Annotated in this window: 10 protein-coding genes, 1 tRNA gene, 1 other RNA gene and 1 pseudogene; all 13 read right to left on the bottom strand. The window is 36.1% G+C overall.

The genetic code is table 11. From position 1 onward, the window contains the following. Positions 1 to 568 precede the first annotated feature (568 nt). A pseudogene (locus IDG63_RS11285) lies at positions 569 to 674 on the bottom strand (hypothetical protein). Between the two features lie 204 nt (positions 675 to 878). Then, positions 879 to 1,475 carry a recombination mediator RecR gene (gene recR / locus IDG63_RS11280; protein WP_000559159.1) on the bottom strand — a complete coding sequence of 199 codons (597 nt, stop codon included), beginning with the start codon at positions 1,473 to 1,475 and terminating at the stop codon, positions 879 to 881. Between the two features lie 6 nt (positions 1,476 to 1,481). Beyond that, positions 1,482 to 1,799, bottom strand: coding sequence for a YbaB/EbfC family nucleoid-associated protein (locus tag IDG63_RS11275; RefSeq protein WP_001213992.1), 318 nt, complete (start codon positions 1,797 to 1,799; stop codon positions 1,482 to 1,484). 89 nt (positions 1,800 to 1,888) lie between these two features. Then, positions 1,889 to 3,586, bottom strand: coding sequence for a DNA polymerase III subunit gamma/tau (dnaX, locus tag IDG63_RS11270; RefSeq protein WP_086095882.1), 1,698 nt, complete (start codon positions 3,584 to 3,586; stop codon positions 1,889 to 1,891). A gap of 68 nt (positions 3,587 to 3,654) precedes the next feature. Then, positions 3,655 to 4,179: a GNAT family N-acetyltransferase gene (locus IDG63_RS11265; protein WP_001167828.1), complete on the bottom strand. Its 525-nt coding sequence runs from the start codon at positions 4,177 to 4,179 to the stop codon at positions 3,655 to 3,657. A gap of 137 nt (positions 4,180 to 4,316) precedes the next feature. After that, positions 4,317 to 4,418 carry a hypothetical protein gene (locus IDG63_RS11260; RefSeq protein ID WP_001790661.1) on the bottom strand — a complete coding sequence of 34 codons (102 nt, stop codon included), beginning with the start codon at positions 4,416 to 4,418 and terminating at the stop codon, positions 4,317 to 4,319. A 72-nt stretch (positions 4,419 to 4,490) separates the two neighbouring features. Further along, an RNA gene (ffs, locus tag IDG63_RS11255) (signal recognition particle sRNA large type) lies at positions 4,491 to 4,760 on the bottom strand. A gap of 61 nt (positions 4,761 to 4,821) precedes the next feature. Continuing rightward, a complete protein-coding gene (gene treR / locus IDG63_RS11250; RefSeq protein WP_001118671.1) occupies positions 4,822 to 5,550 on the bottom strand; it encodes a trehalose operon repressor in 729 nt (242 codons plus the stop codon). A gap of 24 nt (positions 5,551 to 5,574) precedes the next feature. Beyond that, complete coding sequence (treC, locus tag IDG63_RS11245) at positions 5,575 to 7,215, bottom strand: alpha,alpha-phosphotrehalase (RefSeq protein WP_000031512.1); 1,641 nt, start codon at positions 7,213 to 7,215, stop codon at positions 5,575 to 5,577. A 63-nt stretch (positions 7,216 to 7,278) separates the two neighbouring features. After that, the gene (treP, locus tag IDG63_RS11240; protein ID WP_000279374.1) at positions 7,279 to 8,706 is read right to left on the bottom strand and encodes a PTS system trehalose-specific EIIBC component; all 1,428 of its coding nucleotides are present in this window, start codon (positions 8,704 to 8,706) and stop codon (positions 7,279 to 7,281) included. Positions 8,707 to 9,176: 470 nt separating this feature from the next. Continuing rightward, positions 9,177 to 9,269 (bottom strand) — tRNA-Ser (locus IDG63_RS11235). 268 nt (positions 9,270 to 9,537) lie between these two features. Then, on the bottom strand, positions 9,538 to 11,001 hold the full coding sequence (locus IDG63_RS11230; protein ID WP_000503596.1) for a glutamate synthase subunit beta: 1,464 nt from the start codon (positions 10,999 to 11,001) through the stop codon (positions 9,538 to 9,540). 17 nt (positions 11,002 to 11,018) lie between these two features. Beyond that, a complete protein-coding gene (gltB, locus tag IDG63_RS11225) occupies positions 11,019 to 15,518 on the bottom strand; it encodes a glutamate synthase large subunit (protein ID WP_000551369.1) in 4,500 nt (1,499 codons plus the stop codon). Positions 15,519 to 15,620 lie beyond the last annotated feature (102 nt).

Raw genomic sequence — 15,620 nt, 5'->3', positions numbered from 1 at the left:
GGATCAAACTCTCCATAAAAATTATGATGTTTGATTAGCTCATAAATACTAAATAATGTTTGTAACTTATAGTTACGTTTTTTGGAATTAACGTTGACATATTGTCATTCAGTTTTCAATGTTCATTTTTCTTACCGACAAGAATTAATTATACATTTTATTAACATTTAAGTCAACAACTTTTTAAAATTAATTTTCGTTAGTAATTCAAGTTATTTCTTAAGTTGAGTTGTTTTGTTTGCCTCAACAAATAAATACTATACAGGCTTTCAAACTGCTTAACAACAGTAAAAATTACACCTTTGTCATCTGTACTGAACGCCCTTATCCTAAAAATCGAACTTAAAAAATCCCCACTTATAAATAGTACGTTTTTTAGAACAAGAAACAGATTTTTCTCTAACCATATCAATCAAAAAAACCGCAAAACAGAACGTTATTTTTTTACCAGAAATTAAAAATAAATTTACAAGTTTTAAATAACCTCTCAAAACACCGCTATACAGGCTGATTTAATAAACTTTAGACCAAAGAAGTACAACTACTAAGCCAGCATCTATCATTTCAATTACAAAAGAATTTCATTTGCATAGTCATTAACCATCAACCGCATTTATCAAATTAATAGCACCAACACACCATAACCGTAGATCTAATTCGATAATCCAATTCACATCATTACTATTAGAAGTAACAAATCACAACCAACGGCTTGCTTCCTAAAGATTACCCATCCCTCAGTAAAACTAGGTAAACCATACCACCGCCACACCGCAAATAAAGTAGTACATCACACCACAGCATAAAAAAAGCCACAATGATTACACTGTGACTTTTCTTACTATAGTATTAAATTCAAAAATGTTTAATAGAAGACATTACATTTCTGTTCTACCTGCGATTGCTTTAGATAAAGTTACTTCGTCAGCATACTCTAAATCGCCACCTACCGATAACCCTTGTGCTAATCTCGTCACTTTGATACCTATAGGCTTAACTAATCTAGAAATATACATGGCTGTAGATTCCCCCTCTAAGTTCGGGTTCATAGCTAAGATTAATTCGCTAACTTCATCGCTTTTTAAGCGTTCAATCAATGAAGGAATATTAATATCTTCTGGTCCAATGCCATCCATAGGCGAAATAGACCCATGTAAAACGTGATATAAACCTTTGTATTCTCTCATTTTTTCCATAGCTATGACATCTTTGTCATCTTCCACAACACAAATAACTGAACGATCTCTTTGCTTATCTTCACAAATATAACATGGATCATTTTCAGTAATGTGACCACATACGCTACAATATGTTAATTCTCTCTTAACATCTACTAATGCTTTGGCAAACTGAACAACATCGTCTTCTTTCATATCTAAGGTATGAAAAGCCAGACGTTGGGCTGTCTTTGGACCAATGCCTGGCAATTTCATAAAGCTATCAATAAGTTTTGATATAGGTTCTGGATAATGCATCTATGATCACATTCCAGGGATGTTTAAGCCTTGAGTATGTTTACCTAAACGTTCTTGAGTAAGCTCATCAGCTTTATTCATCGCTTCATTAGTAGCTGCTAACACTAAGTCTTGTAGCATTTCAATATCATCTGGGTCTACAGCTTCTTCTTTGATTTCAACGTCGACAACTTCTTTATGACCAGTTACAGTAACTGCAACCATGCCACCGCCAGCTGTTCCTACAATACGCTCTTCTTTAAGTTTTTCTTGTTCTTGAGCCATTTTCTTTTGCATTTTTTGCATTTGTTTCATCATTTGTTGCATGTTTCCGCCACCGCGCATATTCCATTTCCTCCTTGAAAATCAATAAATATTTATCAATAAAATGATGTTTCTTTCATTATACATACGATTATATCGCTTGTCATGTATCACTCTTCATCTATCACATGTACAGTTTCTTCACCGAAAAGATCTTTTGCTTTTTGAGCAATATCTGTTTGTTGCGCTTGTTGCTTTGGCATATCATCACCTTCGTTTTTACGATTTTGTAAATACTCCGTTCGAACTCTTTGCCATTGATCTGATGGTACACCAACAACTTTAACGTTTTTATTAACGATATTACATACAACACTTTCTATGCTACTACGTTTCTCGTCGTCTTTATTGACGATTTCACAATGGATCTCTTCCTCAAATTTCACAAGTACGTGATCTTCACTTGCCGCCACAGGTTCCGAATTTTCCAATAAACTAACGAGTGATTTTTTATCATTGTTTTTGGCATGATCAATCACTTCTTGCCAATGATCTTTCAACAATTTGATATCTGCCTTATTCGCTTTATCTAGCACTTTTGCAATTTGTTGCATTGAAAATGCATTTTTAGATTTTTGTATGCCTCTCGCAGGCTTTTTCGAAGATTTTTGAGCAGGAGCGACACTCACTCCTTGTGCTTTTAGTGTTTTTAGTTCTTGCTCTAACTGTTCCATACGTTGCAACAATACATCTGTGTTTGGCGATGAAGCAATTTGTGCTGGTTCAGCTACATTCGCAATCACTTGTGGTTGACCCTTAATCTGCTCAGCTAATTTTACTAACAACACTTCAAAATGAACGTTTTGATTCACACTAAAACGAATCGACACTAATGTATCATTAATAAGATCAATCATTTGATATAACATATCTAATTCTAAGTTCATCAGTGCTCGATACTCAGTATCTTTCTCAGATGTTTTATTCATAATCGTATCTCTGACAAAATAAATCATATCATTTATTAGGCGATTCACTTCTTTACCCTCTGTTATAAACTGATGGTATTTTTTAAAAGATGCTTGTACGTCACCTTGTACAATATCATCAAACAAGTGATCCAACGCTTCATCATGTACGCTACCTGTGACATTCAACGCATCTTGCAATGTTAACGTACCATCACCAAATGCAATAGCCTGATCCATAATACTTAATGCATCACGCATACCCCCTTCAGACGCTTTAGCGATAAATGCCAAGGCTTCATCTTCACATTCAATTTGTTGTGCATCTGCTACAAATTTTAAACGTTCAACAATTTGATCTAGGCTAATTGCTTTAAAATCAAAACGTTGTGCCCTAGAAATGATTGTTGGAGGGATTTTATGTGGTTCTGTCGTTGCCAATATAAAAATAGCGTGTGCTGGAGGTTCTTCTAACGTCTTTAAAAGGGCATTAAAAGCACCTGTTGTTAGCATGTGCACCTCATCTATAATATAAACTTTATATTTCGATTCACTTGGTGCATATTTAACTTTGTCTCTAATATTTCTTATTTCATCAACGCCATTATTACTAGCAGCATCAATTTCTATCACATCTGAATTAGTCCCCTGCGTAATGCCTTTACAAATATGACATTCATTACAAGGTTCTCCATCAGTGCTATTTAGACAGTTGATTGCTTTAGCAAACACTTTGGCAATACTCGTTTTCCCCGTACCTCTCGGACCACTAAAAATATAAGCATGCGACTGTTTTTCTTTCGAAATCGCATTGCGCAATGTCTTCGTGACATGTTCTTGTCCGACGACATCCTCGAAACTTTGGGGTCTGTACATACGATATAAGGCTTGATAATTCAAGTTAGCACCTCCATAAACAATTACCTCTCATTATAGCATGATAATACCTTTACTTCTTAATTGAACAATTAATAAAAATGTTCTGGAAATTTTACGATTCCGTGTGGTGCATCCGTCAAATTATCCCATAAATATTTTACAAGTAACGGTGCATCACCAGATTCTAATTTAATGTCATGCTCAGCAGCATTTTGATAACCCAACTTTTCAAAGTAGTCAAAACAATGGTCTACAACAACCGTACTATACTCTTGTGCTTTGGCACGCTCTTCTACTGCTTGAACCAAGCCACGACCTAATTTTTGTCCACGTAATTCAGGATGAACTGATAAAGAGGCAATCGCCAAACCATAATACGTCTTATCATCACTATTAATTTCTACTTCAATTAATAAAACGTGTCCAACGACATCGTTATTTTCATTTTTCGCTATTACTTCTAATTCAAAATTATAGCAAGGAGATTTTCTTAAATGTTTTACTTTCGCACGTGCTTGCCAACTCGTTTCAGGATTATCATCAAAACTTTCTTCAATACTATTTAAAGATTTATCATAATCTAACTCTGTTAAAGTACTTAAATATATTTGCATATGTCCTCCGTAGGCATTTGATTGTCAATAATCATAACGTATCTCATTAATAATTCTATTGTAAGATACTCCCCCTCATTTCACCATCATTTCTTTATCATCAAATTATAACTTCTTACTTTTCATTGACACAAAAATCATTCAAACTGCACATCGAGTTCACTTGAATCAAACTTCACATATAAAAAAGCTACTTCCCACAAACATGTTCCACGTATAATACGCTGAATTGTCTTCAAGAAAGTAGCTTCTATAAATAAATATATATTTTCAACTCTTAATAATCGGTTTAATATTTAAAAAATAAAAAACCGTGCACCTAAGCATCGAACGTAATTCACGAACGTAACCAAAGTCGTTAGCTAAATCTCGGCTACCCTACGGCACATATGATGATCCACTTAATGCTGCTTCCGTCAGGACCTGACATGGTTCATGGGTTCATATTGCATAGGACCGAAATCTTCAAACACTACGTGCTTTGGGCAGACTTCGCAAAAATACGGCCTCAACAAAGGAATTAAGCCTCGCATAAAGCGGATTTCGAGTACAGGGAACCGCTACCTCCCCACCTAGCACGGCAAGATATATATTACTATATTTTAATAGTTAATTGCAAGTATAAATCATTTATATCATTGTTTACTTTATACGACGTCTTGAGAAGTCGTTAAATTTAAATTCATTTGCAAGATGTTTTGAAATATTATATTGAAACGGCATTGTATTTTCTAAATACACAATACTTCGAACTGTTGCTGAATAAGCCACCGATACATCACCAAACAATTGATATGCTTGTTCATCAAACGGTTCAAAAGTAATAGACTTACTTGAATAACTAATATTAAGATTTAATACCTTTTCCAAATAATCATAAATAGAATCACTCGCAACATCATTACCTATATCTGAAACAATCGACTTTAGAAAATAATCTTCATCAACAATCTTCACATGTTGGTTAAGCCGACGAGTTCTAACAATATGAATGAGGGATTCACTAGAATTGATGTTTAAAGCATGTTGAACTTCTGGAACTTCATGCGCTTCAACAACCTCATTCAGAACAACTTCAGTTAAATATGCGACGCCCATTTCTTCTTGCATTTCTTTAAAACTCACAAGTTCAGAAAATGGAAACTCTGTAACCTCCTGATAAATGACAAGTGACCCTTTACCATGAATCTTTTGAATCATGCCGTCTAATGCCAACAAATCTAATGCCTTACGCACGGTCTCTCGAGATGACTGGTACAATTGCACCAAATCATGTTCAGACGGAATTTGTTCACCATATTGAATCTGCCCGTTTAATATATCTTCTTTCAACGCCTCATAAATCTTCATAAACTTTTTTTGTTTCGCCATATAAACGCATCCACTCAATTTATTTTACGCGTTTGTTTCGATTACAATTGCACCAAACCCGCTTATCGTATTATTTTCCACTGTGCCTGTTTGAATCACAACACGACCTTCGCTAGTCAATCCTTCTGGCAAATCAACCGCCGATGCTGAGAAATTCGCAATTACTAGCCATTGTTGATTCTTATAATGACGTTCATAAACAAATAAATGATCATGATCCATAAAACGTGGCACAATGTCTCCATACGTAATAATATCATGCGTATGTCTTAATTGTATTAATTTTTGATACGTATAGAAAATAGACTCTTTATTCTGAAGTGCTTGTCTAACGTTGACCTGATGATAATTTTCCGAAATATCAATCCAAGGCTTACCAGCTGTAAATCCAGCATTAACATCATCACTCCATTGCATAGGCGTTCTCGAATTGTCTCGTGACTTCTGTCCTAAAATCGCTAATACATCCGCTTCAGCATGCCCTTCACTTAACAACTGATGGTAGGCATTAATCGATTCAACATCACGATATTGTGCTATTGATGTAAAACGTGGGTCCGTCATACCAATTTCTTCACCTTGGTAAATATATGGCGTCCCTTGCAACATATGCAGTGCGATAGCTAACATTTTAGCACTTTGTATCCTCATCTCTTCCGACGTATCATCACCAAATCTAGACACTACCCGTGGCTGATCATGATTACACCAAAAAATCGCGTTCCATCCGCCACCGTCATAAATACCTCGTTGCCATTGCATCAGAATTTCCTTTAACTTATGGAAATCAAGCTTCGCATTTGTCCACTTTTCACCATCAACATAATCAACCTTTAGATGATGAAAATTAAAAACACTATTCAATTCTTGACGTTCTGGCTGTGTATACTTAATACAATTTTCAATCGTCGTCGAAGACATTTCTCCTACAGTCATCATGTCAGTGTTACCAAACGTTTGACGATTTAATTCATGCAGAAACTCATGCACTCTAGGACCATCCGTATAAAATTCTTTACCTATTTTGTCAGAGTCCTTAAATTCACCTTTAGAAATTAAGTTAATGACATCAAATCGAAAACCATCAACGCCGAAGTCTATCCAATGATTGACTATGCGATATAACGATTGACGTACTTCCGGATTATCCCAATTTAAATCAGCTTGACTGACATCAAATAAATGTAAATAATATTCATCTGTCTCAGAATCATACTTCCATGCATTACCACCGAATTTAGAATGCCAATTTGTTGGCGGCCCGTCTTCAGATGATCTGAAAAAGTAATAATCTCTATAAGGGTTATCTTTAGATTTACGGGCTTCTTTAAACCATTCATGCTCCGTCGACGTATGATTAATGACAATATCTAACATCACTTTCAAGTCTTTTTGATGAGCAACTTTGATTAACTTTTCAAAATCATCCATCGTTCCAAAGTCTTCATTGATTTCTAAATAATTGCTGATATCATAGCCATTATCATTCATAGGTGATTCATACACTGGTGTTAACCAAATATAATCAACACCCAATAACTTGATATAATCCAATTTTTCTATAATTCCGTTGATATCTCCTATACCATTCCCCGTCGTATCATTAAACGACTTAGGATAAATTTGATATACAACGGATTTTCTCCAATCTATTTCTTTCGACACACAATTACCACCTTATAACGTAATAAAGGACGTCCAAATAACGAACGCCCCTTTTTTATTTTATTAATCTTCAACAATTTCTTTCGCTTTTTGTTTACTAAAATGAGACATCACAATTGTTAGTATACATGGTACAACAATAGCAATAGCTGTCACAATAAGATATACTGGCCAAAATTCTTTTTGAATTGAAATGAATGCTGGCACGCCACCAACACCAACTTTTCCAAGTACGTTATTCATACCAACGATTGCCCCCAATACACAAGATGTTGATATCGCAGCGATAAATGGATATTTCAGAGGTAAGTTCACACCAAACATAGCTGGTTCAGTAACACCTAACATACCAGAAATACAAGATGTTAATGCCAAGCCTTCTTCTTTAACCATTTTACGACGTTTATAGACAAACCATGCTCCAAATGCTGCAGAGCCCTGACAAATATTGGAAATCGCAACGATTGGCCATAAGTACGTACCACCTAAGCTGCTACCCATCAATTGGAAATCTACTGCTAAAAACATATGGTGTAGTCCTGTAATTACAAGTGGTGCATATAACAATCCATATATTGCTCCGCCAAGCCATCCTGCATGTTGGAATATAAATGTAACACCAGATGTAATACCTGTACCAATCAATAACGCAACTGGTCCAATGATAATAAATGCTAAAAATCCAGTAACTAAAAGCGCTACGGGGCCAACGACCAACATTTTTATCGAATCGTGAACGACTTTATTTAATCCTTTTTCAATTTTAGCTAGAACATAAGCTGCAATTAAAACAGGCAACACTTGACCTTGGTAATTCAACTGCTTAATCTCTAAGCCAAATAAGTTCCACGTCGGAATATTCCCTTTTGCCAAATCATACTGAGATACTAATTGCGGATGCATTAAAATCAAACCTAAGACTATGCCTAGAATCGGACTACCACCAAATACACGCATACTACTCCAACCAATTAATGCTGGTAAGAAAATAAATGCCGTACTCGCAATCACATTAATGATGTTTGAAATATCAGCAATTTGCGGATACATCTCAATAAGTGCTTTTGGACCAAATAAACCTTTCATTGTAAGTAAATTATTGATCCCCATTAACAAACCAGCTGTCACAATCGCAGGTAATATTGGTATAAAAATATCCCCTAACAATTTGATCAAACGTTGTACTGGATTCCCTTTTTGTGCAGCTGCTTGTTTCGCTTCATCTTTCGAAGCTTCTTGAGCACCTGTTTCATCAATAAACTGCTTATACACTTCATCGACTGTTCCTGGACCAATGACAATTTGATATTGATGGTCTGCTTTAAACTGCCCCTTGACCAACGCGTTATTACTTAATGCGTCTTTATCAACTTTACTTTCATCCTTCAGCACTAAACGTAATCGTGTTACACAATGCGTTGCAGCTTCAAGATTTTCTTTTCCCCCAATAGCGGTTACGATGGCTTTTACATCTTCTCTTTTTACAGCCATATATTTCACTCCCTTAATGTCTTAAAACGAGTATAACTTGTCTAGACAAGTTATGTAAAGGCTTTCAACAAAATATTTTTATTTTGTCACAATTATCTGGGGTAGCCATTTCAGAAAATCAATGAGCCATAACGACATATGTAGCAATAACTCCTCGCTACAATTGCGTTATTAACAATACCTCACCACGCTCTCACCATTATAAAGTGTAGATGCATGGCCAACTCCTAAATTGAAAAATGCATATCTATAAATAGCAAACTTGTCCACACAAGCCATCCATCATATTTCACAAAACAAAAAAGACATTTAGCTATGTATATTGCACAAGCCAAATGCCCTTCCAATCTCAATGCCTTATCATTTCTATTATCAAAAATTACGAGCCATTCAAAGACAAATAAAAAAGGTAAATACTCAAAATTTGAGCACTTACCTTCATTATATATAGAATTTAATATAAATATTGATGGCGGAGGAAGAGGGATTCGAACCCCCGCGAGCCGTTAAGCCCCTGTCGGTTTTCAAGACCGATCCCTTCAGCCGGACTTGGGTATTCCTCCTAAACACAATATTTATCATATATGAACGTTCTGTAAAAGTCAATATTGTTTTTAAGCATTACATGATTACCACAAATCATTGTCTTCCACTACAGTTGACCTATAAACGAATGTAAAAAATCACTACTTATAATTAATCTATTTGTTGTCTTACAAACCTTTGTTTTTAGGTTACAAAGATAGCATGTGACGTTGATAGATACTAGATTATTTCAAACTCGATTCAGCATGCCACAACGTCAACGTAACCACCATTTCCATACAAAGATTATACACAAACTTTACTCGCTAAATACTGATCTACTGCTTTCGCTACGCCTCTACCTTCTTTAATCGCCCATACAACTAAACTTTGACCACGTCTAGCATCTCCAGCAGCAAATACTTTTTCATTATTAGTTTGATAGTTTGTATCATCCGCCACGATTCGATTTCTATCCGTTTTAATGTTAAAAGCATTCGGTACAGTTGGTTCTGTACCTTCGAAGCCGATTGATAATAATACAAGGTCAGCAGGCCAAAATCTTTCAGGTCCTTCTTTCATGACCATACCATTTTCGCCTTGCTCTAAAATTTGAGTATACAAACCACGTATGTGTCCTTTATCGTCAACATCGTAACGCATTGTTTGAACACCATATGCACGTGGTTCCTTACCAAACTTAGCTTCGTACTCTTGGTGTGCATAATCCATTTTAAATACTGGCATCGCTAATGGCCAAGAAGCATTTTCTTCAAATGTAATAGCTTCAGGTAATTTCGTATACTTATTGAATTGAACAATCGATTTACAGTTTTCTCTTAATGCCGTTGCTACACAGTCTGCTCCTGTATCACCAGCACCAATAATGATGACATTTTTATCCTTTGCTGTAATAGTGATATCATCAATTTCACCATTTAAAAGTTGTGTTTGTTCAGTCAGATAGTCCATAGCAAAATGTATACCTTCACCCATGCGACCTTCCAAAGGTAAATCCCTACCTTTTTGTGCCCCAGTACATAATATAATAGCGTCATACTCAGATTCTAAAGTTTCTTTATCAATATCAACACCTACTTCAACGCCGTTAATGAAAGTTATGCCCGCTTCTTCCATTAATTTAATACGACGACGAACGACATATTTATCAAGCTTCATATTTGGAATACCATACATTAATAAACCGCCTGATTCTCTAGCACGCTCATAAATTGTCACTTGGTACCCTAATAAATTCAGTTCTTCAGCGGCAGTCAATCCTGCAGGACCACTACCAATGATTGCAACTTTTTCATTTCTACGATGACTTGGAATTTTCGGCTCAACCCAACCATTTTCAAAAGCTTCATCAATAATCGTGCGCTCAATCCCTTTAATCGCTATCGATTCTCTATTAATCTTCATTACACAAGCACTTTCACATGGTGCAGGACACACACGTCCTGTAAAGTCAGGAAAGTTATTTGTTTCGCTTAAGCGTTCATAAGCAGTTTTAAAATCTTGATGATACACTAAGTCGTTCCATTCAGGAATGTAGTTTCCAATTGGACAACCTATTGTTTCCCTACCATACTGTTGTCCGGTTTGACAAAACGGCGTTCCACAATCCATACATCGTGCACCTTGGATAGAGGCATCTTCTTTAGTAAATCGTTGTTGATATGCTTTATGATGCTTCAAACGGTCTACCAGTGATAATTCACCTAAGTACTGTTTGTCATACTTCATAAATCCTTTAAATTCACCCATCGTATCTCCCCCTTTCCTTAATACACAACGGCTGGTTTATGTTTAGCGTCGATTGTTTTACTGTCATCGTAAAATGCAGCTAACATCGCTTCATCTTCATTGTCATGTAATGATTTGTGCAAATGAATTTTTTGCATCATTAATTGATAATCTTTTGGAATAACTTTAACGACGACATCTTCAATGCGATCAAAATGTTTTAACACATGAATCGCTCTCGTACTATTCGTGTGTGACACATGTTCTTCCAGCATTTGCTTAATGAATGCTTTTTCTTCTTGGTGTTTAATCTTTGTAAACGAAAGCGTATCTAGTTGATTATTTTCAACAAAAGCTTCTACATCAGACGGGATAACGTAAGCAATACCACCACTCATACCTTGACCGAAGTTCTTACCTACATCCCCTAAATTAATGACATGTCCACCAGTCATGTACTCTAATCCATGGTCACCGATACCTTCAACGACAACATCTACACCACTATTTCTAATACAGAATCTTTCTCCTGCACTACCGTTAATAAATGCCTTACCACCTGTCGCACCATAGAATGAGACGTTACCAGCAATAATTTCATTTTGTCGTTCTTCAAAAGGTGCTTTGACAATGACCGTACCACCAGATAATCCTTTACCAACATAGTCATTCGCATCTCCAGTATGATGAATCATTAAGCCTTTCGGTGCGTATGCTGCAAGACTTTGACCAGCATGACCATTCGTATAAACATTAATTGTATTTTCAGGAAGTCCTGCTTCTCCATATTGTTTCGAAATCTCACTACCTGTAATAACTCCTACATCACGTTGTTCATTATTTACTGTAAAGCTACCTGTATAGCGACGTCCTTCAGCAATATATGGCTTCGTTACTTCATATAAATTTGTTAAATCAAATCCATGCTCAAGATTATGATTTTGTTGAATTTCTTTTGTGTTTGGCCCATCGAAAGGACATAACAGTTTTTCAACATCAATACTAGCCGCTTTGCTATTCGCTTTTAATGTTGATGATCGTTGTAATAAATCAGTTCTTCCAACTAAGTCTTCTACACGTTTCAAACCTAAAGATGCTAAAATTTCTCTTAATTCTTGTGCAATAAAATGCATAAAATTAACAACATGATGTGCTTTACCTCTATATAAAGCACGTAAATCTTTGTTTTGAGTTGCAACTCCTACTGGACATGTATCTTTATGGCATACACGCATCATAATACAGCCCAACACCACTAATGGTGCAGTTGCAAATCCAAATTCTTCCGCTCCAAGCGCACATGCGTACGCTACATCTTTACCAGTTAATAACTTACCGTCTGTTTCTAACTTAACACGACTTCTTAAGTCATTTAGTTTTAATGTTTGATGTGTTTCTGCTAAACCAATCTCCCAAGGAACACCGGCATGCTGAATACTCGTTTTAGGTGAAGCCCCTGTACCACCATCGTAACCACTGATGACAATTTTATCTGCAAATGCTTTTGCCACCCCAGATGCAATGGTACCAACACCTGTTTTCGAAACTAATTTTACCGCGATATCTGCATCTTTATTCGCATTTTTCAAATCATGTATCAGTTGCGCTAAATCTTCTATTGAATAAATATCATGATGTGGCGGTGGTGAAATCAGACCGATACCTGGCGTTGACCCTCTTGTCTTCGCAATCCACGGATATACCTTAGTACCAGGTAATTGACCACCTTCACCAGGCTTTGCACCTTGCGCAACTTTAATTTGAATTTCTTTGGCATGTTGTAAATAATCACTAGTTACACCAAAACGCCCAGAAGCAACTTGTTTAATCGCACTTACTTTGTTGCTTCCATCAACTTGTACTTCATAACGTTTTGCATCTTCGCCACCTTCACCACTATTACTCTTTCCACCTAATTGGTTCATGGCTTGTGCTAACGTTTCATGTGCTTCCGCTGAAATCGATCCATAACTCATCGCCCCTGTATTAAAGCGTTTGACAATGTCACTTACCGGTTCAACTTGGTCGATGTCAATCGGTGTACATGCTTTAAATTCAAGTAAATGTCTAATGTGATCTGTTCTATTTTTGTTCACCGCTTCAGAGTATGCTTTAAATTGCGCATAGTCATTTTCTTTACATGCGTGCTGCAATAAGAAAATAGATTCCGGATTAAAAGCATGATGTTGACCTTGTTGTCTCCATTGAAATGTACTACCTGATGCAAGATAATTATCATCACTTTGTTGACGTGCTTTATTTTCAGCATCAATTTGATCAATCGAAATACCCGATAACTTAGACTGTGTTCCAGTAAAATAACGATCAATCACATCATGAGACAAGCCAATCGCTTCAAATATTTGTGCACCTTGATAACTTTGCACTGTCGAAATTCCCATCTTAGCCATTACTTTAATGACACCTTCTGACAATACATCCGTATATGTCTTAACATTATCGACAACGGTGCCTTGTAACCCTTCTGTCAATGTCAGTTGTTCAACTGTACGTTGCGCTAGGTATGGCACAATTGCATTCGCGCCATATGCGAGTAAACAAGCAACATGATGCACTTCTCGTGTCTCACCAGATTTAGCGACTAAACTTGTAGACATACGTAAATCTGCTTTAATAAGTAATTGATGCACATGACTTATTGCGAGTAACATCGGCATTGCAAAGCCATTGCTATCAACTAATCCACTATCATCTAACACTAGAATTTGAGCGCCTTGCTTTACAGCATCCACTGCTTCTCGTCCTAATGCTTCTAACGCATCTTCCAAATCCCCTTCATATACCGTTGATAAATAAGTTAATTTAAAATGTTCCTGATTAATCGCTGCTAAGTGTGATTCATTCAATACCGGCCTTTTCAATTGAATACGATCTAAAACCGTTTCGTCAGGTGCTAGTAAGTTACCTTCGCCACCTAAATAAGAAAGTTCACTCGTTACGATTTTTTCACGATACGCATCAATTGGTGGATTCGTAACTTGTGCAAACAGCTGTTTAAAGTAATTAAATAGTGATTCTGGTCGCTCGTTCAACACTGCAATTGGCGCATCATATCCCATTGCACCGATAGGATCCTTCTTACCTTCTACAAGTTCCTGAATATACTTATGAATCTCTTCTTTCGTGTATGCAAACTGACGTTGTAATTTAAATAACGTCTCATCTTTCCATTGCGAATCTTGATATTGTATATTTTCAAAATCAAAGTCAACTTTATGGTTATCAATCCACGCTTTATATGGTAATTCTCCAGCAATCGCACCTTTTAAATCATTATTTTCAATGACTTTATTCTGTTTAAAATCAACAAGCAATAACTTTCCAGGATTCAATTGACCTTTAAAAGCAACATTACTTTCAGGTACGTCCACAACACCCACTTCAGATGAAAAGACAATAAAGTTATCTTTAGTAATCGTATAACGACCTGGACGTAATCCATTTCTATCTGTAAGCGCGCCAAGTTTGTCACCGTTACAGAACGAAATCATTGTAGGACCATCCCACGGTTCCATTAAATAACTATAAAATTCATAAAACGCACGTACATTTGCATCATTCGCTTCATTATATAACCAAGGTTCAGGTATGAGTAGCATCGCTGCCTTTTCTGGCTCCATGGCTAACGATAAGAACTCTAGCGCATTATCTACAATAGCAGAGTCACTACCATCCTCATCGACAATTTGAAACACTTTATGTTGATCCTCGCCAAATAATGTTTCGATTAATTTATGTTGGCGTGCTCGCATCCAGTTTACATTACCTTTAATCGTGTTAATCTCACCATTATGCATTAACATACGGTTAGGATGTGCCCTTTTCCAACTCGGGAATGTATTCGTACTAAATCTCGAATGCACTAACCCTAGCTTTGATTGATATAAATCATCCGATAAATCTGTATATAGTTTTTTAATTTGGTCTGATCGTAACCAACCTTTATATACAATTGTTTTGCGTGATAAGCTCGTAAAATACAATTCTAAATCGCACTGAGTCGAATAGAACTCTAATTGTTTTCTCGCTAAAAACAAACGCTTTTCAACATCTTCAATGTCCCTAATATCAATAAACACTTGTTGAATGACTGGCATCGTATCTGCTACATGTTTAGCAATGGCATCTTTATTAACTGGTACATTACGATAACCAAGAATTGATAACCCTTCGCCTTCAAAATATTTTTTAAAAACTACTTCATGTTCAGAACCTAAAATGCGTTCTTTGGAAAAAAATAACCCCACGGCATATTCACCTTCACCTGGGATATCAAAGTCCGTTACATGTTGTTTGAAAAATGCAAAAGGTATTTCAGTCATAATACCTGCGCCATCACCAGTGATGCCATCTGCGCCGACCCCGCCCCTATGATCTAAGCGTCGCAACATTTCAAGCGATTTATCAATGATGTCGTGAGACCTTTTATTATCCATATTCGCATAAAAACCAATACCACACGCATCATGTTCCTCACGATAGTCATATAAGCCTTTAATTAATTTCTCATTGTGCATGATGCACACCCCTTTTTTAGAATATTCTGATATTAGTTATTAATGATAATTACTATAATCTAAAAAATTTATCTGTTCAATATATAAAATAGAAGATATTCA

Origin of the sequence: Staphylococcus sp. EG-SA-14, from assembly GCF_017151935.1 — a bacterium.
Taxonomy (GTDB): Bacteria; Bacillota; Bacilli; order Staphylococcales; family Staphylococcaceae; genus Staphylococcus; species Staphylococcus aureus.
This window is presented reverse-complemented; position numbering and strand designations above follow the sequence as displayed.